The 18021-nt window shown below is 51.8% G+C and carries 18 protein-coding genes; 11 read left to right on the top strand and 7 right to left on the bottom strand.

Annotated features, from left to right (window positions below):
• Positions 1-7: 7 nt before the first annotated feature.
• The 5 genes from ACYVC2_RS20640 (at position 8) to ACYVC2_RS20620 (ending at position 3628) form a co-directional block, all read left to right on the top strand.
• Positions 8-709 (top strand): SAM-dependent methyltransferase, encoded by a 702-nt coding sequence (locus ACYVC2_RS20640; RefSeq protein ID WP_461105239.1) that lies wholly within the window; start codon positions 8-10, stop codon positions 707-709.
• A gap of 63 nt (positions 710-772) precedes the next feature.
• Positions 773-1411: an MBL fold metallo-hydrolase gene (locus ACYVC2_RS20635; RefSeq protein ID WP_461105237.1), complete on the top strand. Its 639-nt coding sequence runs from the start codon at positions 773-775 to the stop codon at positions 1409-1411.
• 98 nt (positions 1412-1509) lie between these two features.
• Positions 1510-2184, top strand: coding sequence for a CDP-diacylglycerol--serine O-phosphatidyltransferase (gene pssA / locus ACYVC2_RS20630; RefSeq protein ID WP_461105235.1), 675 nt, complete (start codon positions 1510-1512; stop codon positions 2182-2184).
• An 82-nt stretch (positions 2185-2266) separates the two neighbouring features.
• Positions 2267-2518, top strand: a complete 252-nt coding sequence (purS, locus tag ACYVC2_RS20625) for a phosphoribosylformylglycinamidine synthase subunit PurS (protein ID WP_191038342.1) — start codon at positions 2267-2269, stop codon at positions 2516-2518.
• Between the two features lie 102 nt (positions 2519-2620).
• Entirely contained in the window at positions 2621-3628 is a 1008-nt protein-coding gene (locus ACYVC2_RS20620) for a 3-oxoacyl-ACP synthase III family protein (protein ID WP_461105232.1), read from the top strand.
• 85 nt (positions 3629-3713) lie between these two features.
• Here the strand turns inward: ACYVC2_RS20620 and ACYVC2_RS20615 are convergent, their stop codons facing one another.
• Complete coding sequence (locus ACYVC2_RS20615) at positions 3714-4085, bottom strand: CoA-binding protein (protein ID WP_461105230.1); 372 nt, start codon at positions 4083-4085, stop codon at positions 3714-3716.
• Between the two features lie 374 nt (positions 4086-4459).
• On the opposite strand from ACYVC2_RS20615, the gene ACYVC2_RS20610 reads away from it, so the two are divergent.
• A complete protein-coding gene (locus ACYVC2_RS20610; protein ID WP_461105228.1) occupies positions 4460-5053 on the top strand; it encodes an HNH endonuclease in 594 nt (197 codons plus the stop codon).
• A gap of 38 nt (positions 5054-5091) precedes the next feature.
• On the opposite strand, the gene ACYVC2_RS20605 is transcribed toward ACYVC2_RS20610, so the two are convergent.
• A complete protein-coding gene (locus tag ACYVC2_RS20605; RefSeq protein ID WP_461105226.1) occupies positions 5092-5388 on the bottom strand; it encodes a HesB/IscA family protein in 297 nt (98 codons plus the stop codon).
• 125 nt (positions 5389-5513) lie between these two features.
• Between ACYVC2_RS20605 and ACYVC2_RS20600 the strand changes: the two genes are divergently transcribed.
• Positions 5514-6038, top strand: a complete 525-nt coding sequence (locus ACYVC2_RS20600; RefSeq protein ID WP_461105224.1) for a DUF7935 family protein — start codon at positions 5514-5516, stop codon at positions 6036-6038.
• A gap of 82 nt (positions 6039-6120) precedes the next feature.
• Here ACYVC2_RS20600 and ACYVC2_RS20595 read toward each other — a convergent pair whose 3' ends face one another.
• The 3 genes from ACYVC2_RS20595 to ACYVC2_RS20585 all read right to left on the bottom strand — a co-directional run bounded on the left by ACYVC2_RS20595 (position 6121) and on the right by ACYVC2_RS20585 (position 8114).
• Positions 6121-6963 (bottom strand): hydroxymethylglutaryl-CoA lyase, encoded by an 843-nt coding sequence (locus ACYVC2_RS20595; protein ID WP_461105222.1) that lies wholly within the window; start codon positions 6961-6963, stop codon positions 6121-6123.
• Positions 6963-7310 carry a transmembrane 220 family protein gene (locus tag ACYVC2_RS20590; protein ID WP_461105220.1) on the bottom strand — a complete coding sequence of 116 codons (348 nt, stop codon included), beginning with the start codon at positions 7308-7310 and terminating at the stop codon, positions 6963-6965. Before ACYVC2_RS20590 ends, ACYVC2_RS20595 begins: the two co-directional genes overlap by 1 nt.
• A gap of 81 nt (positions 7311-7391) precedes the next feature.
• Positions 7392-8114, bottom strand: coding sequence for a tetratricopeptide repeat protein (locus ACYVC2_RS20585; RefSeq protein ID WP_461105218.1), 723 nt, complete (start codon positions 8112-8114; stop codon positions 7392-7394).
• A 365-nt stretch (positions 8115-8479) separates the two neighbouring features.
• Between ACYVC2_RS20585 and galK the strand changes: the two genes are divergently transcribed.
• The 4 genes from galK (at position 8480) to ACYVC2_RS20565 (ending at position 12770) form a co-directional block, all read left to right on the top strand.
• Positions 8480-9646, top strand: coding sequence for a galactokinase (galK, locus tag ACYVC2_RS20580; RefSeq protein ID WP_461105216.1), 1167 nt, complete (start codon positions 8480-8482; stop codon positions 9644-9646).
• Between the two features lie 59 nt (positions 9647-9705).
• Entirely contained in the window at positions 9706-10374 is a 669-nt protein-coding gene (gene fsa / locus ACYVC2_RS20575) for a fructose-6-phosphate aldolase (RefSeq protein WP_461105214.1), read from the top strand.
• Between the two features lie 78 nt (positions 10375-10452).
• Positions 10453-11133, top strand: coding sequence for a cell division ATP-binding protein FtsE (locus tag ACYVC2_RS20570; RefSeq protein WP_461105212.1), 681 nt, complete (start codon positions 10453-10455; stop codon positions 11131-11133).
• A gap of 74 nt (positions 11134-11207) precedes the next feature.
• Complete coding sequence (locus tag ACYVC2_RS20565; protein WP_461105210.1) at positions 11208-12770, top strand: FG-GAP repeat domain-containing protein; 1563 nt, start codon at positions 11208-11210, stop codon at positions 12768-12770.
• A 97-nt stretch (positions 12771-12867) separates the two neighbouring features.
• Here the strand turns inward: ACYVC2_RS20565 and ACYVC2_RS20560 are convergent, their stop codons facing one another.
• Together ACYVC2_RS20560 and ACYVC2_RS20555 are read right to left on the bottom strand one after the other, a co-directional pair.
• Complete coding sequence (locus ACYVC2_RS20560; RefSeq protein ID WP_461105208.1) at positions 12868-14466, bottom strand: SusD/RagB family nutrient-binding outer membrane lipoprotein; 1599 nt, start codon at positions 14464-14466, stop codon at positions 12868-12870.
• A 20-nt stretch (positions 14467-14486) separates the two neighbouring features.
• Positions 14487-17810, bottom strand: coding sequence for a SusC/RagA family TonB-linked outer membrane protein (locus ACYVC2_RS20555; RefSeq protein ID WP_461105206.1), 3324 nt, complete (start codon positions 17808-17810; stop codon positions 14487-14489).
• Between the last annotated feature and the right edge of the window lie 211 nt (positions 17811-18021).

Genomic DNA, 18021 nt, shown 5'->3' with positions numbered 1-18021 from the left:
TCTGGTCATGCCAACCCTTTATCTTATCCCGACGCTGCTCGCCGACGAAACCGCTCACCAGGTTTTGCCGCCCCAGATTCGGGAAATCATTGAAGCAACCGACGCTTATTTTGTCGAGAATGTGCGCTCGGCCCGGCGATTCATCAGTGGCCTGAAAACAGGGCGAATCATCGACGAAACTACGTTTTTTGACCTCGACAAAGATACGCCTGCTACCGACACGCGTCGGCAGATTCAGGAGCTGACCGAGCGAAAGCGAAACGCAGGAGTCCTGTCGGAAGCCGGTTGTCCGGGTGTGGCCGATCCGGGCGCGGTGGTGGTCGGCATGGCCCACTCACTGGGCTGGCGCGTCGAGCCGCTGGTGGGTCCGTCGTCTATTTTGCTGGCGCTCATGGCGTCGGGTATGAGCGGGCAATCGTTTGTCTTTCACGGCTATTTGCCCATCGAGCGGCAGGATCGCGCCCGTGCGATCCGTCACCTCGAAAAAGAAGCCCAGCAACGGCAGCAGACGCAGATTTTTATGGAGACCCCTTACCGCAACGACGCGCTCTTCGCCGATGTGGTCGCCAATTGTCAGCCCAACACCCGGCTCTGCGTAGCCTGCAATCTGACAGCTTCCGATGCTTTCGTCCGGACCCTGTCTATTCGCGAATGGAAAACCCAACCGCCCGATTTACGCAAAAAGCCAACCGTATTTTTACTTTTGTAACGGTATCGCGGGTTTCAACCCGCTTTTTTTACTGCAAACTGCGGGTTAAAACCCGCGATACCTATGATCCAGGCTTTCGAATTCTCGCCCTTTCACGAAAATACCTACGTCATTGCCGACGACGCCACCCACGACGCGGTTATCATCGATCCGGGCTGTTATGAGCAGGCAGAAAAAGAAGCGCTGGGCCGATTTATCACAGACAACCAGCTCAACGTCAAGTATCTACTGCTTACTCACTCCCATCTCGACCATGTATTCGGGGTCGCTTATGTGAAGCGTAAGTTCGGGGTGAAAGCCTATTTACATGAGCTCGACATGGTCATCTACAACGATGTTTCGACGCGTTGTGAACTCTATGGCCTGCGCGGGTACGAACCTTCGAAAATCGACGCCTATTTGCAGGAAGGTGATCAGTTTCAGTTTGGCAATACCGTTCTGGATGTCATCTTTGTGCCCGGACACGCGCCGGGGCATGTGGCCTTCGTCAACCACGCGGAGCGGTATGTAGTGGGGGGCGATGTGCTGTTCCGGGGAAGCGTTGGCCGAACGGACTTTCCGTACTGCAACCACGCCGACCTGATGAATAGCATCCGTACCAAATTCTATACCCTACCCGACGATTATGCCGTTTATGCCGGTCATATGGAGCCAACGACCATCGGGCAGGAGAAGCGTACGAATCCGTTTGTCAGAGCGTAATATCGGGTTTCCAGCCCGGTAGGCTGTCAGGCCAGCTTTTGTTAACTAAGAAATTATTTGGCCTAGCGGCCTACCGAACCAGAAGTTCGGTGCTACATATGAATCTACTGAAGCACCTTCCGAATGCCATGACCTGCGGTAACCTGCTTTGCGGGTGCATTGGTCTGGTCATGACCCTGCGCGGGCATCTCGACACGGCGGCCTGGCTGATTGGGCTGGCGGCTGTGCTGGATTTCGGTGATGGGTTCGTTGCGCGACTGGTCAAGGTATCGGGACCGTTCGGAAAGGAACTGGATTCGCTGGCCGACGTGGTTACGTTTGGCGTGTTGCCCGCTACGATCGTTTTTCAACTGGCCTGGTTTCAGGGGTTGGGCACCATTGCTTATGGTGCGTTTCTGATTGCGGTTTTGTCGGCTTTGCGGCTGGCCAAGTTCAATATCGACACTCGGCAAAGTGACCGATTCATTGGCGTACCGACGCCCGCCAACACCATCCTGATTGCGGCTTTTCCACTCATGGAACGCTATCAACCCCAATACGACGCCATCTGGAAAAACGACGCAGCCATTGGCATGATGATCGCTTTCGGGTTTCTGATGGTGTCCGAAATTCCGCTGTTTGCGCTTAAATTTAAATCGTTCGCCTGGGCCGACAATCGGATTAAATACAGTTTTCTGATCGCTTCCGTCTTACTCCTGTTATTTTTGCAGTTTGCGGCCATACCGCTGGTTATTTTGCTTTACATTATCCTCTCACTAATTTTTAATGAGTGACTGATAGAATGAGTGAATCAGCAATTAATTGTCCCTATTCCATTCACTCATTCTATCAGTCACTCAGTCGCTCATTAAAAAAATGAAATACATCGCCGAGATCAACATCATGACCCGTTCGGAAATTCTGGACCCGCAGGGCAAAGCCGTCAAACTGGGGCTCCACAATCTTCAGATGGATACCATCGACAATGTTCGCATTGGAAAACACATTCGGCTTGAAGTCGATGCCGATACTGAAGAGCAGGCGCGTACTACCGTCGATTCGGCCTGCAAACAATTGCTGGCCAACCTGATCATGGAAGAGTATTCATTCGATTTGCACACTGCCTAGGCTTCGGTAGTGTATTTTTCAGGTATCGATAGCACCCGTGGTCTGCCAAATAAAATATCTACACGGAAAAATGCTATTTTTACCGACTTTTCCCAGCAACGAATGACTACCGTTTATTCAAGTATAAAAGGATTGGGGTTTTACGTACCCGATACCGTCGTCACGAATGATGCGCTAACTCAGTACATGGACACGTCGGATGCCTGGATTCAGGAACGAACCGGGATTAAACAACGGCGTTATTTCACGTACGGCAAAGATACCAATGCGAGTATGGCTGCGGCTGCTTCGCGGATGGCCCTGGACCGTGCCGGGCTGGAAGCCAACGCCGTCGATCTGATCGTTTATGCCACCATCACGCCCGATTATTACTTTCCTGGCTCCGCTTTTCTGATGCAGCGCGAACTAGGTCTGGAGAACATCGGCGTCATCGACATCCGTAACCAGTGCTCGGGCTTTGTATACGCCCTCTCCATAGCCGACCAGTTCATCAAAACCGGGATGTATAAAACCATTCTGGTGGTTGGCTCCGAAATCCAGTCGACGTTTCTGAACAAGAGCAACGAAGGCCGCGGAGTAGCGGTTATTTTTGGCGATGGAGCCGGAGCGGCTGTCTTACAGGCCACGACCGATCCCGAACACCGGGTGCTATCGACCCACCTGCATGCCGATGGCCGGTATGCCGAAGAACTGTACGTCCGCGATCCGGGCAGCAGCCGCGACGGGCGCTGGGTTAGCGAAGCCACGCTGGCCGACGGCAACTATAACGTGTCTATGAACGGCAATGCAGTGTTTAAACACGCTGTAGTCCGGTTTATGGAGGTCATCGGCGAAAGCCTGGAAGCCAACGGATACAAACCCGAAGACCTGGCGCTTTTGGTGCCGCACCAGGCCAATATCCGTATTTCGGAATACGTTCGGCAGCAGATGAACTTACCCGAAGAGAAGGTCTTCAACAACATTCAGCGGTACGGCAACACCACCGCGGCTTCCATTCCGATTGCCCTGACCGAAGCGTTTGAAGAAGGACGCATCGCACCCGGCGATCTGGTCTGTCTGGCCGCTTTTGGTAGCGGCTTCACCTGGGCTTCGGCGCTGATAAAATGGTAAGTGGGATGGAATGTATGATATGGAAAGTATGATGTATTGAACAAATCTGAATTTATACATCATACTTCCTATATCATACATCCTTTTAGTACGTTCCGATCGACAGCATCACCAGCGTGCAGGCTTCGATGGGTTCGATGCCTTCGTCGCGGAGTTGACGCTCGAAGTCTGGATTTTCAGCGCCGGGATTGAAGATGACCCGGCGGGGTTTAAGGCTTTTAATGTACTCGTAGAGGCCCGACTGGTTGCGCGGCCCGACATACATCGTTATTGTATCCACATCCTCCAGCGCGGGTTGCCCCGTTTGGATTGCGTGCCCATCAATCGTTCCTTCTCGTAAACCCAGTAATTCAATAGCGTGCCCGTGTCGGAGCAGGCTATGGGCCGCCAGGTTCGCATAACGACCGGATTTTTCGGTCGCGCCAATCACCAGCGTCTTTTTTGCAGGAGTGTCCATTCGCGTCGGGCGTATGGCATTGATGCCGTATGCCTGCTCCTATAACCAATCCGATTGCCAGGCGGTTCTCTCAATACGTTCAGGCTAGTTCTCACCTAAACTCAGGATAACGGAAACGAAGTCGGGCATTCCCGATGCGACTGGTTTACGTTTCAGGTGATTTCCTTAATTTGGCAAATTTTCGGCCGCCTATTAAAAAAAACGTAACTATTTTAATGTAAAGTTGTTAAGCACTCATTAAATGGCTCAAAAACCTGTTTAGGCCCCTATTTCTGAGGATACTGCTACTTTCTTTCACTCTCCTTAATAGTGTCTCCGTCCTATTCAGTTAGCGCCCACAACTAATCAACCTAGCATCAAAATTTGCTTCATTTATGGACGCCAAAGGGAATCAAAGTTACTGGAATGAGAAATGGATACCTATTGTCTTTGAGGGTATCGAGAACCCGCCCCACTATGAAGTCTCGAATTATGGGCGTTTACGAAGTTTCCAGTCGTCATCTGCCAACCGGGCGGGTTCCGAAGCACCCAGTGTCTCCAGTAAACTGATAAAAGGCTCTATAATTCAGGGATATCGGTCATTAAATATTCGCTCGCAAGGTAAAACCCTGAATCGGTACGTTCATAAACTGGTGGCCGAGCATTTTGTCGGTCGGGATAATTCCGATCAGACTTTTGTGATTCATCTCGATCACGATAAGCAGAATAATTATTACCAGAATCTGCGGTGGGTGACCAAAAACGAAATGATCGAACACAATCGGCAGAACCCCTATCTTAAGAACCGGAGCCTGCCCCGCCAGACCCGTAATTATAAACTGACCGAGAGCAAAGTCAAGATCATTAAGAAACTGCTGCTGAACGACAAAAACCGGCTAAAAATGATTGCTAAACAGTTCGGCATTACCCATACCCAGCTCAACCGCATCCGATCGGGAGAGAACTGGAAGCACGTCACCATCGAATAATTTCTTCATCTTATCCAGGATCTGTGTTCAGAACACGTCTACCGACTTTCGTTTGCTTTTTCTACCGTGAAACCGCCCGGCTCAAAGCCAATCTCTGCGCCCAGCACATAGAGTAAATGTTTCCGGTCAATAATGACGCGGACACCTTCTACCGTATATACTTCGTCGGAGGGGCCGGGCAAGTCGAATCCTAAAAGCCATGACGCTCCGCAGCCGCCCCCCCGGATGCCTACCCGCAGGCCATACTCACCGGGAATTTTGTTGGCCTGTAAGGTGTCCTGAATTTGTTCGCGCGCTTCGGGCCGGACCCAGACTGGATTTTCGAGTGTCAGCATACCTATATGGGTTGTTTGTCGTTTGTGTTAAGCAGGCGCATCCGTTACCCATACACGTCGAATGCCAACCAGAGTAACTGTTTTTCAACACTACCCATTTTTACGCAACAACGTTCCCATTGTTTATGGACCTATTGAGTGACTTTCTGAAGCTGATTGTTCCGGCTGCGTTAGTTCTATACGGCATGTACCTGACCGTAAAGCTGTTACTGGAACGCGAAGCCGACCGCCATCAGTATGAAGTTAAAAATCGCTACACCGAGTCGGTCGTTCCCATCCGGTTACAGGCTTACGAACGGATGGTGCTGTTTCTGGAACGCATCAGCCCCAACAATTTATTACTGCGCTTGGGAGGAAGTTCAACGACGGTACTGGAATTGCAGCAGCGACTCCTGCAGGAAATCCGGGACGAGTACAACCATAACCTGTCGCAGCAGGTGTACATGAGCCAGGCGGTCTGGGATGAAATTCAGTCGGCCATGAACGAAGTAATGGTCCTCATCAACCAGGCCTCCGGCGATACGCGCCCCGACGCGCCCGCCCTCGATCTGTCGAAGCGGATTTTCGAGCGGATCATCCAGAAAGAGCGGCAGCCGACATCCAACGCGCTCAAAGCCGTTAAGGAAGAAATCCAGGCGATGTTTATGTGAAGGGGTGTAGGGGTAAGGGCATGGGGCATAGGGTAAAAATAATACTTGCCAACCCTCTGCCCCGTGCCCTTACCCCTACACCCTAAAACACCCCCGCCGACAGCGTGAGCGCTTTTTGAAAGGCCTCCTGATTTATTGGAAGCGAGATGCCTTCGCCGGTTAAGGTGTCAAGGATTTCTTCAGTGGGCAGGTTTCCGGTCAGGTCGTCGGCCGCCATCGGGCAGCCGCCGAAGCCCCGTAGCGCTCCATCGATCCGCTGAACACCCGCCCGGACAGCCGCCCGAACTTTATCGGGAGCCTCCCCCGGTCGTGCGTGTAGATGCGCCCCAAATTCGACTTGCGGAAACGCGCCAATCAGGTGCCGGAACAACGTCTCGATTCCATCGGGGGTCGATGAGCCTACCGTGTCGGAGGGAGCAATAATGGCAACGCCCAGTCGCACCAGCCGCTCGGTAAATTCGCCCACGAGATCGGGGCTATAGGGGTCACCGTATGGATTCCCAAAGCCCATCGACAGGTAAACGACCAGTTCTTTTTGTTTGCGCAGACACAGTGTCTGGATGGCCTCAACATCGGCAAAGGCTGCCGCAATGGACTTATTGGTATTACGCTGCTGAAATGTTTCCGACACCGATAGCGGAAACCCAACGTACTGAATTTGTGGGTAACTCACCGCCTGTTCGGCTCCGCGCAGATTCGCGACAATCGCCAGTAGTTTCGTTTTGGTCCGGAACACATGAAGCCCGGCCAGTACTTCGGCCGTGTCGCGCATTTGCGGAATGGCTTTCGGCGAGACGAAGCTCCCGAAGTCGAGCGTGTCGAAACCAACCTGCAACAACGTATTCAGGTAGCGGATTTTCAGATCGGTCGGCACAAAATGAGCCAGCCCCTGCATGGCATCCCGTGGACATTCGATAAGTTTCATCAGCGTATGGGTTTACGCACCAGCGCGGCCAGCAAAGCCATGACAGCCGCACAAATAGCCAGGCCCCCTGCTTCGCGGGCCAGTTCGATGTTCAGGCTACGCATCCCGGTCTCACTGAACATAAACCCTTCGTAGACAGGTGGCCATTGATAATAAGCCGCAATAAGATATATAACGGCCATAGCCGCAAAAAACCACCACTGCCCTACTCCGGCGAAAGCCATAAAACAGGCTACAGCGGCAAATCCATAGATAGGAATCCAGACCTCCGGATCGGGATCGTTGTACTGAAAAGCCGCAAACAGAATGAATAACAGCCCAAAAACGATAGAGATAGTTTTACGCATGGTTTAGATACTAGTCATTAGTTGGCACGGATCAGTCAATAGTAGCTAGTGACCGATACCTATCCACTAACGACTGACTACTTATTTACAATATTCCGCCACGGCATTTGTCGCATCAGCATAGCCAAGCGACTGAGCCTGTTTCAGGTTCAGGCACCCAGGCTCGCGTTCGTCGTGAAGCAGTTGGGCAATGCCTAATCCGTAAAACGCCTTGCCGAATTTTGGGTTCGCCTGTACCGCCTGCTGAAAATCGGCGATCGCTCCAACCAGATCTTTCTGCTGGAACCGCAGGTTGCCCCGGTTATATAAAGCCAGTGAATTTTTCGAATCTAATGTGATTGCCTGCGAAAAATCGTTCAGTGCGGGTTGAATCTGCCCCTGTGTGGCAAACAACTGGCCCCGGTTGAGAAACACTTCGGCGCTGAGGCCGCGGCTGGTGTCGGGCATCAGCCGGATAGCGTCGGAGTAATCTTTAAGCGCCCCCGGCAAATCGTTCTGTGCCACTTTCAACAATCCCCGGTTGTAGTACGACCGGTAGAAATCGGGTTTCAGCTTGATGGCCTGGTCATAATCGAGGGCGGCATTCGCGTATTCTTTCAGTTCAAAATAAGCTACCCCCCGCGAGTTGAACGCTTCGGGGTCGGTATCGTCGGATTCGATGGCCTGATTCAGGGATTGAATCGCTTCGCGAAACTTACCTTCTTTTAGGTATACCCGGCCCTGTTCGATATAATTTCCGGCTGAATTACAGGCCAGTACAACAAATAATATGCAAGGGATAATGAACAATGGCAGTCGCTTCATTGAAGAATAAGTGAATTCATGAAGGCGTAACTGGATGAATTATAGCCGCAAAGACAAGTAGCCAGAAGGCATTCACTCAAGCACGCATCGTGCATTCACAATTGATTTTACACAAAGGTACGAGTGAAATTTGGTCGTTTGATGAACAATTGCGTAACTTTGCATCGGCAAATCGGTGCTACCAGCTCCTGCTGAATCCCCCAGGTCTTGACCGAAGCAAGGGTAGGTGGTCGTAGCGGTGAGACATTGGTTTGCCATTTTTTATTTCCGTCCAGTTCAGTTTCTTTGTAAGACGACGGTTGCTTGTGTTTAGCGAAGCGTTTACGTTTCAACTACGGTCGAATCGCTAAATTTTTAACCCCGACATGAATCTGCTTAGCCAACTCGCCACGTCGTTCCAGCAGTTGTTTCACGCTGACCCGTTACTGATTTGCTCACCTGGCCGTGTCAATCTGATCGGCGAACATACGGACTACAACGAAGGGTTTGTGCTGCCGGCGGCTATCGATAAAGCCATCTACCTGGCTGTGGGTCGCCGGACCGATCATGAACTCCACTTTGTCGCGCATGACCTGGATCAAACCTACCAGGCTTCGGGCGATCCTTTGGCACCTACGCACACCTGGGCCGATTATCTGCTGGGCGTAATCGCTCAGTTTCGGCTGGCCGGGTACGCGGTTGGTGGCTTCAACTGCGTTTTTGGCGGGACCATTCCGATGGGGTCGGGTTTGTCGTCGTCGGCCGCGCTCGAAAACGGGGTCGGTATGGCGCTCAACGAACTGTTTGGGTTCGGACTGGATCGAATTAGTCTGCTCAAATTGTCGCAACGGGCCGAAAATGAGTTCGTTGGTGCGAAAGTGGGCATTATGGATATGTTCGCCAGTATGATGGGTAAAGCCGATCATGTCATCAAACTCGATTGCCGCTCCCTGGAGTATACCTACGCCCCGCTGCGTATGGATGGTATCAGCATCGTTCTGTGCGATTCGCGGGTCAAGCATTCGCTGGTCTCGTCGGAATACAACACCCGCCGGGCCGAATGCGACGCGGGCGTGCGGTTCCTGCAAACGTTTTATCCGGCCATCAAAAGCCTGCGCGATGTCACGATGGCCATGCTCGACGAGCATCTGCGCGATACCGATCCCCTGATTTACCGACGCTGTGCCTATGTGGTGCAGGAAAATAATCGCCTGCTCGATGGCGTAGCTGCTCTCGAAGCTAATGATATTGCTACTTTTGGCCAGTTGATGTACGGTTCGCACGAAGGACTGAGTCACTGGTATGAAGTCAGTTGCCCCGAACTGGACATCCTTGTCGAGATTGCCCGTCATCAGCCCGGTGTGCTGGGCGCCCGGATGATGGGGGGCGGCTTTGGCGGCTGCACGATCAATCTGGTACGCGAAGAGTCTCTGTCGGCGTTTACCAGCCAGATTATAAAGCAATACAAAGCGCGAACGGGGAAAGATACGTACATTCACGTCTGCAAAATCCAGGACGGAACGCACGTAGTCAGTGAATTAGTCAGTCCGTGAGTAGGTTAGCTCACCGGCTGATCGGAAAACAAACCACTTAATTAACTTCCATTTTTACTATGAAATTTTTCATCGATACGGCCAATCTGGCTGACATTCGGGAGGCCCAGGAAATGGGTGTCCTCGACGGAGTTACTACCAACCCTTCGCTGATGGCTAAAGAAGGCATTACGGGCAAAGACAACGTGATGCGCCATTACAAGCAAATCTGTGAAATCGTCGGCAACGATGTCAGCGCCGAAGTGATATCGATCAAATACGACGAGATGATCAAAGAAGGCGATGAACTGGCTGAGATCGATGAGAATATCGTCGTGAAAATCCCGATGACCGCCGACGGGGTAAAAGCCATCAAATATTTCTCGGAAAAAGGCATCCGCACTAACTGTACCCTTATTTTCTCGGCTGGTCAGGCGCTGGTAGCGGCCAAAGCAGGCGCATCGTTCGTATCGCCGTTTGTTGGTCGCCTGGATGATATCTCGACCGACGGAATGGAACTGATCGAACAGATCGTGACCATTTTCACCAATTACGGCATCACGACCGAAGTTCTGGCGGCTTCGGTTCGGCACCCAATGCACGTCATCAAATGCGCCGAGATTGGTGCCGACGTGATGACGGCTCCGCTGAGCGTAATCAAATCGTTGCTCAACCACCCCCTCACCGACATTGGCCTGGCCAAATTCCTGGCTGATCACGAAAAGGCTAATTTGCCAGTGAAAAAATAATAAATAAGCCGCCGTTCGTTAGTCGATAGTCAGCCGCTTACCAGCGCTGACTATCGACTAATTTTTAACGACTTTTGTATGCATTCCTCCGAACCCGTTCTTACACTCGATCACGCCGATATTTATCAGGGTAAAAAGCTGGTTTTAGGCGACGTATCCTTCCTGGTGAACAAAGGCGATTTTGTGTACGTCATTGGTCGTACCGGGAGCGGAAAATCATCGATGCTGAAAACGTTGTACGCCGATCTGTGGCTGCAAACGGGAAAAGGCACGGTAGCTGGATATGCATTGAACGCACTGACATCCAGAGACATACCACAGCTTCGCCGTAAGATCGGGATCGTCTTCCAGGACTTTCAGCTGTTTTTCGATCGGTCGGTCGAAGAGAACCTGAAGTTTGTCCTGAAAGCTACCGGCTGGACCAACAAAGCGGATATGGATCGCCGGATTGCGGAAGTACTGACTCAGGTCGGGCTGGGAACAGCACAGCAAAAGATGCCCCACCAACTGTCGGGGGGCGAGCAGCAACGGGTGGTCATTGCGCGGGCGATGCTGAACGATCCACAAATTATCATCGCCGACGAACCGACCGGAAACCTTGACCCGGCCGTTGCCGACCAGATCATGAAGGTGTTTCAGTCGATCAACAACGCGGGCACGGCCATTCTGATGGCGACCCACAATTACGAACTGATACACAAATACCCGGCCCGCGTGCTGCGCTGTCAGGACGGGCAGGTGATCGAACTACGGGGATAACTGACGAGTTTGCTTCGCCCGAACCTGCGACCGCTGGCTGTCATTAGTTGCACATTAGCCAATTCGTTCGCTCAATGCCCGCTCTCAAAACCGGTCTGGTTCTTATCGTCGCCTTTGGAATGGCCTCGTTTTCTGTCCTGGACAGAACCGATCCCCTTTCTACGGCCGACCGCCAACAAGCATCCAGTACCGATTCTACGGCCGCTGGCAGACGGCTGGCCCTGCGGTATTGCAGCAATTGCCACCTGTTTCCCGAACCCGACTTACTGGATAAAAAGACCTGGCTAACCGGAGTGCTGCCTAATATGGGCAGGCGGCTTGGGATTAAATTACCCGACCAGGATACGCTACGAGCGCTCTCACCGGAAGAAGAAAAAGCCGTGGGTCCGTTGAACGTTTACCCGGAGACGGCGGCACTTTCGGTCAACGACTGGCAGCAGATCGTCCGGTATTACGAACGGATGGCTCCCGCCGAACCGCTCCCACAGAAGCCGCATCTGCCCATTACGGATCAGCTCTCCCTCTTTAAAGCAAAAGCTGTTTCACTGGGCGATAAACCCGTTCCGCAGACTACTTTACTGAAATACGACCCCAACACGGCCCAGCTCTACGTAGGCGACGCACAGCATGCGCTGTATGTGCTGGGGAGTCAGCTACAACTAGCCGATACCTGGTGGATCGATACCCCATCGACCGACATTGATTTTCCTAAACAAGCCGCACCCCGGCTGCTCACCATCGGTATTTTCGCCCCCTCCGACCAACGACTGGGTCGGCTGATGACGCTGGAGCGATCAGCGAAAGCCGGTTCTTCTCCGGTCAATATCCGAGACTTACCACGTCCTGTCCAGTTTACGGTCAGCGACCTGAATGCAGATGGTAAAGACGATGTGGTGATCTGCGGATTTGGCAACAACGCGGGGAAACTGTTCTGGTACGATAATTTCGAGCCCACCAAAGAACATGTCCTGAAAGCATTGCCCGGTGCCCGAAAAGTGGAGATTGCGGATTTCAACCATGACAAAAAGCCGGATCTGCTGGTATTGATGGCGCAGGCGCGGGAAGAAGTGTCGATTTTTTACAACCAGGGCAACGGCCAGTTCAACGAAAAAACCGTCTTGCGTTTTCCACCCGTGTTCGGAGCCAGCTATGTCGAACTGGTTGATTTCAACAAAGATGGTTTTCAGGATATTCTGCTGACGAACGGCGACAACTGGGATTACTCATCCAGCAATAAGAACTACCACGGCGTCCGGCTCTACCTCAACGACCGAAAGGATAACTTTAAAGAAACCTGGTTTTACCCGATGTACGGAGCCAGTAAGGCCGTGGCGAGAGACTTCGACCAGGACGGCGACATCGATATAGCCGCTACGTCGTTTTACACGAATCTGGCTCAGCCCGAACAGGGATTTGTGTATTTTTCCAACGAAGGCGGAACCCTCAAACCTTTCAGTACACCAGAAGCAGCTTACGGAAAGTGGCTAACGATGGAAGCCGCCGACATCGACCAGGACGGCGACGTTGATATTGTGCTGGGTTCGTATTTTCACACCGTTGGCGAAATGACCCAGCTACTTTTGAAAGGTATTACCTCTTTTCCACAGCTGCTGGTGCTGGAAAATCAGAAGAAATAGAAACAGCAGAAGCATACAAAAAGAGGTAACCCACAGGGCTACCTCTTTATTTTTTTTACCAATTTAAATACATTTTTCGGTTACAATGCCATAGCTTTTATTTAACGTCCCAGAAAATTTTGGTTTTCAGGTTATCCGTTGCTTTCACGGCCGCATAGTTGGTGGCATTGTAGGTAATTTCATTCCCTGGGATCGTCCAGCGAACGGGCGGCAGGGTCTGGTTGTTGGCATTGTCCGTCTGAAAACTCAGTGTCGGATAATCCAGCCGACGGATATCCGACCAGTTTTCGTAAGGCTGAACCAGGTTGTAATGCAACCATTTCTGGGTAGCGATCAGCTTCAGCTTGTCGGCATTGCTGGTGGCACTGCTCCAGCTGACGCCACTGCCGGTAATGTAAGCCGCGATCGAAGCGTCGGTTGCTGCCGTAGGTACGGATGAGCCCGTAATGCCAGTTGCATTGGTGAGCGCCAGAATACCGTTGTAGAACTGCACCGACTGGCGAATGGCCGTTTCATACGCCGTTTTGGCCGACGCATCGTTTCCAGCCCGCAGATAGTACTCGGCCTTGATCAGGCTGATTTGCGGAGCATTGATCAGGATACCAGGAAAGAACTGGTTGCGGCTCAGCGTGTAGCGGTTATAAATGGCCACCTGACCGGCATTGTACAAGGCCTGCTGGGTCGATTCCGGAGCGGTCGGGTCGATGCCGATGTATTTTCCGGCGGCATTGGCACCCGGCTCGAACAGCAGGGGCAGGCGCGGGTCCTTATTGGTGTTCATGTTATCGATGATCGCCTTACCCGCCGTATTACCGAACCAGTCGGTCGATTCCAGCCCATCACGGAATCCTTTCGAATTGATATCCGTGTTGATATCGTAGACATTGATCTGGATGTTCTGCGCGTTCGTTTCAACGACCGGGTAGGTCGTTGCGTTGTTCAGGATCTCCGCGATCTCGGTATTCGATCGGGACTTGAAGCTTTCCACATCCGAAACCCGGTTCAGTAGGCGCAACCGAAGCGAGTTGCAGTACCGTTTCCAGGCCGTAATGTCCCCCTTATTGAGGTAGTCCTGTGTTTTGAACGCAGTCAGATAACCGGCACCCACCGTAATGCTGTTTAGCTCCGTAGCGATGCTTTTCAGATCGTCGAGCAGGAACGAATAAATACTCTCGGCCGTATCGAATTTAGCGCTGGACGCGGTGTAATCGCCCCCGTTAGTACTCAGCAGCCCCGCCTGACTGAAGGGAATCGAGCCGAACAGATCGACCATCGTCTGGGTCTGGTCATACACATAAACAGCCGCTGTCAGCATGAAAATTCTCCGGTCCTTCTGCTGATCAGTGGGTAACGCGTTGTATACTTTCTGCAGTTCACGGTACTGCGCCAGCATGTTGTAGTAGGTGTACCACACATCTTCTACCCCCGACGAACCCGGCACGTATTGGCCGGATGAGTTGATCCAGCCCGTTGCCTGATTGTAATGGTTCAGGGTCGTTCGCAGGGTAACGAAGTAGAACCGATAGCCCGGCAGTACGTAATCGCGGTTGGCATACAGGACGCCGGTAAACTGCTTCTCAACGGTCGTCTGGGCAATTTTGGATGGGTCTGGGTAAGCTTCCGTAAATTCCGAATCCTTGCAGGAGACGTTTGCCAGTAAAAGCACGGTAGCTACCAGAAATGATATTTTTTTCATTTTCGATGATTTCGTTAAAATTAGAAGCTGGCCCGCAGCATAACCCCCATGGTGCGGAACGATGGGTTGCTACCGGCGTTACTGATGTTGTCTACCCATTTCGTACCCGTATTTGTCTGCTCAGCATCCAGATCTTTAATGGTCCGGTAGATGAAGAACAGGTTACGTCCGAACACCGACAGAGTCAGGTTCTGGGTACCGATTTTGCGGGTGAAACCGGCTGGGATGCGATAGCCCAGCGAGATTTCTCTCATTTTAACATAGGTGTTCTCTTTCACGTACAATTCGTAGCGCGCGTTGCCATACTGAGGTCCACCCCAGTTATAGGTTGCGTTGTAGTAAATCGCCTGCGAAATGACGTTGGTATTTTTCTCACCCGTTGGCAACACGCCATCCATCAGCATACCATCGTGATACACCGTCTGTCCGCTCGGACCGGCAGCCGCCGTTGTCTGAACGCCCTTGCCGTTGGCATCAAGGTAATAACTCAGTCCACCGTGTTCGGCATCCATGGCGTTGAGGCTTTCTTCCGTCAGCCCGCGCGATGTCATCCAGTTGATACCCGTCGGCATAATGGCACCTCCGATCCGGAAGTCGGTAACCAGATCCAGCGTAAAGCCTTTGTAGCTGAAGCTGTTCAGCAGACCGCCAGTTAGTTTCGGCATCGCATTTCCCGCTTTGATCCAGTTGTTGCCATCCAGTTGATACAGGCCATCCGGTCCGACCACGTTACGGCCACTGGCATCTTTCAGGATACCATGCACATAGATGTCGCCCATGGGCTGGCCCACCACCGACCGCAGTTGAGCCGCGTTTCCGTCGTAATCGGCGTGGAGCAGTTCCGTCGAATTGTTCGCCAGTTTTTCGACCTTGTTGGTGTTTTTAGCCAGGTTCAGCGTCAGGTCCCAGTTCAAACCGTTGAGGCTTTTGGCCCGCAAAGGCGAAATGTTCAACGCCATTTCGAGGCCCTGGTTGCGGAGTGTACCGATGTTAGCCAGAATCGTTTTAGCCCCCGAGGTGGCCGAAATCGTCAGCGGCAGAATCTGGTCGACGATCTGGGCGTTATAGTAAGCCAGGTCGAGCCGCAGCCGGTTTTTGAAGAGCCGGGTTTCCAGACCGAACTCAAATTCGCGCTTCTGTTCAGGGCGGATTTTATCGTTGCCGTAATCGCTGCTGATGGTTGTGTACAATACCGAGCTTCCACCCGTTTGCTGCACGTTCAGGCTACCCTGCGTATAGGCCGTGTTAGCCCGGTAAATAGTCGGGTAGTTACCCACAATGCCATACGAAGCTCTCAGTTTCGCATAGCTGATGGCAGCTGGCAGCCGGAACAGATCACTGAATACAAACGACGAGTTCACCGAGGGATAAACGAAGGCGTTGTTGCCCGGAGCCAGGGTCGAGGTTTTGTCCCGGCGCAGGGTTCCTTCAATGTACACGATATCTTTAAAATTGAAGTTCAACGTACCCAGGAAGGCATCCCGCACCCATCGATCACGGCTGTTGGTACCGCCTGCGGTGTTTACAGACGCCGAGACATCAAAGAAATTCTCGGTACTCAGCCCGCCGTTGGTCGAGCGGCTCATCATTGTATTCAGCTGCTTGTAGGCATTGTAACCCGCCATGGCTGAAATCGTGATGTCGTCGCTTACTTTCTTGTTATACGAAAGCAACAGGTCGCCGTATACGTTGCTATACAGGTTGTTGTTCATGGCAAAGGAACCCGAATAGCCGAACGCCAGCGGAATAGAGCTCCGTTGCTTGTCTTCGATTCGCTCCGAGGTAAAGTCGGTTCCTATACGACCACGCAGGTTCAGGCTCGGAATGATCTCCCAGTTCTGGGTAATGCTCGCAATGATCCGGTTGCTGTATTCGTCGTAGGTGTTGGCCCGGGTGCTCCATACGTAATCGCCGATATCCGTTTTGAACCCATTTCGGATGATGTTTTCGTTCGGCGTCAGGCTCTGGTTGGTGCCGGTTACGAATTTATACCCCAGGCTGGTCTGGTACTTGTTGAAATACCAGTCGGCCGATTCGAATCGGTTCATCATCCCCGTAAAGTTGTTGATCATGCGATCTACTTTAAACGGCCGGTTGTGCGTATACTGATTAATGTAGTTCACAACCAGATCTGTCTTCAGCTTTTTGTTGGCATTGAAGCTGGCGTTCAGATTCATGATGTTCTTTTCGTTTTTCGCCTGGTAGCTGATCATGCCATTATCCTGACGGGTATACGAAAAACGAAGCGATGAATTTTCACTCGCTTTCGAAACCGACAGGTTGATGTTGGCACTGTGGGCGTTCTGGAATAGATCAGCATAGCTGTTTCCGGAGGGAGAATAAGGCCGGATAACCCCATCGAACGCCATGACCGGCTGTCCATCGAACTTAGGCCCGAAGTTTACGCTGGCCCCTAGCAACCCACGCGTATCGCCTTTGCCGTCACCGTCGGTGTCGTAGTAGATAAACCCATTGGCATCCTGACCACCGTTCGCATAATTCTGCATGTAGCCAGGCCCTCTCACGTTCTGGTACCGTGGCAGGTAAGCAATTTTATCGACGCTATAGCTGGCGTTGAAATCGACGCCCAGCCCTTTTTTTCCTTTACCGCTCTTTGTCGTAACCAGAACCACGCCATTAACGGCTTCCGAACCATACAGAGCAGCCGCCGAGGCTCCTTTCAGAATCGAGATGTTTTCGATATCGGCCGGGTTCAGATCCAAAAGCCCGTTCCCGCGAATGCGCTGATCGCCCCAGTAGTCGTTGTTTCTTACTTCGCCGTTCCGAATGGGGATACCATCCATTACAATTAACGGCTGCGTGTTGCCCGTAATCGAAGAAAACCCGCGGATGTTGATGTTCACGGCACTGGTAGCACCGCCGGGTGTAGCGCTGATGCTTACCCCGGGAGCTTTACCATACAGGGCGGTAGCAAAGTTGGGCGATGCCGTCTTAACCAGTTGATCGCTATTGACAATGGCGGTGGCATATCCCAGCGCCCGTTCTTCTTTTTTGATACCCAGGGCCGTGACCACGACCTCATTGATCATTGACGCATCTTCGTCCAGCGTGACGTCGACCGTCGAGCGGTTTTCAATGGCTACCTCTTTAGTCTTGTAGCCGATGAAGGAAAAAACCAGGGTTTTGTTTTTAGCCCCAGCAATGCTGTATTTGCCATCCGAATCTGTCACTGTACCAGAAGAGGAGCCTTTCAGTACAATGGATACACCAGGCAAGGGCTGTCCATCGGTGGTTGTAGTGACCCGACCCGTGATGGTCTGAGCCAATACAGGGCCACTTATCATCCACAACAGGACAATAAGGCCTTGTAAATTTTTTGCCATAAAGAAACTTGATCTAAGTGAAGTACAGGAAGTTTAATACAATATTAATATTAATTTATTTAAGTATTAATGCCTAGTTAATATTTTTTTTTATAAACTTTTGTATTTATATGAATAAATTAAATTAGTTTGCTGACCAATTTCGCGTTCAATCAACGACTTATAGCCTAAATTTTCACCTTGTTGACCCGGAAGCTTTTTTTTGCAAAAA

Source organism: Spirosoma koreense (assembly GCF_054777875.1).
This window is presented reverse-complemented; position numbering and strand designations above follow the sequence as displayed.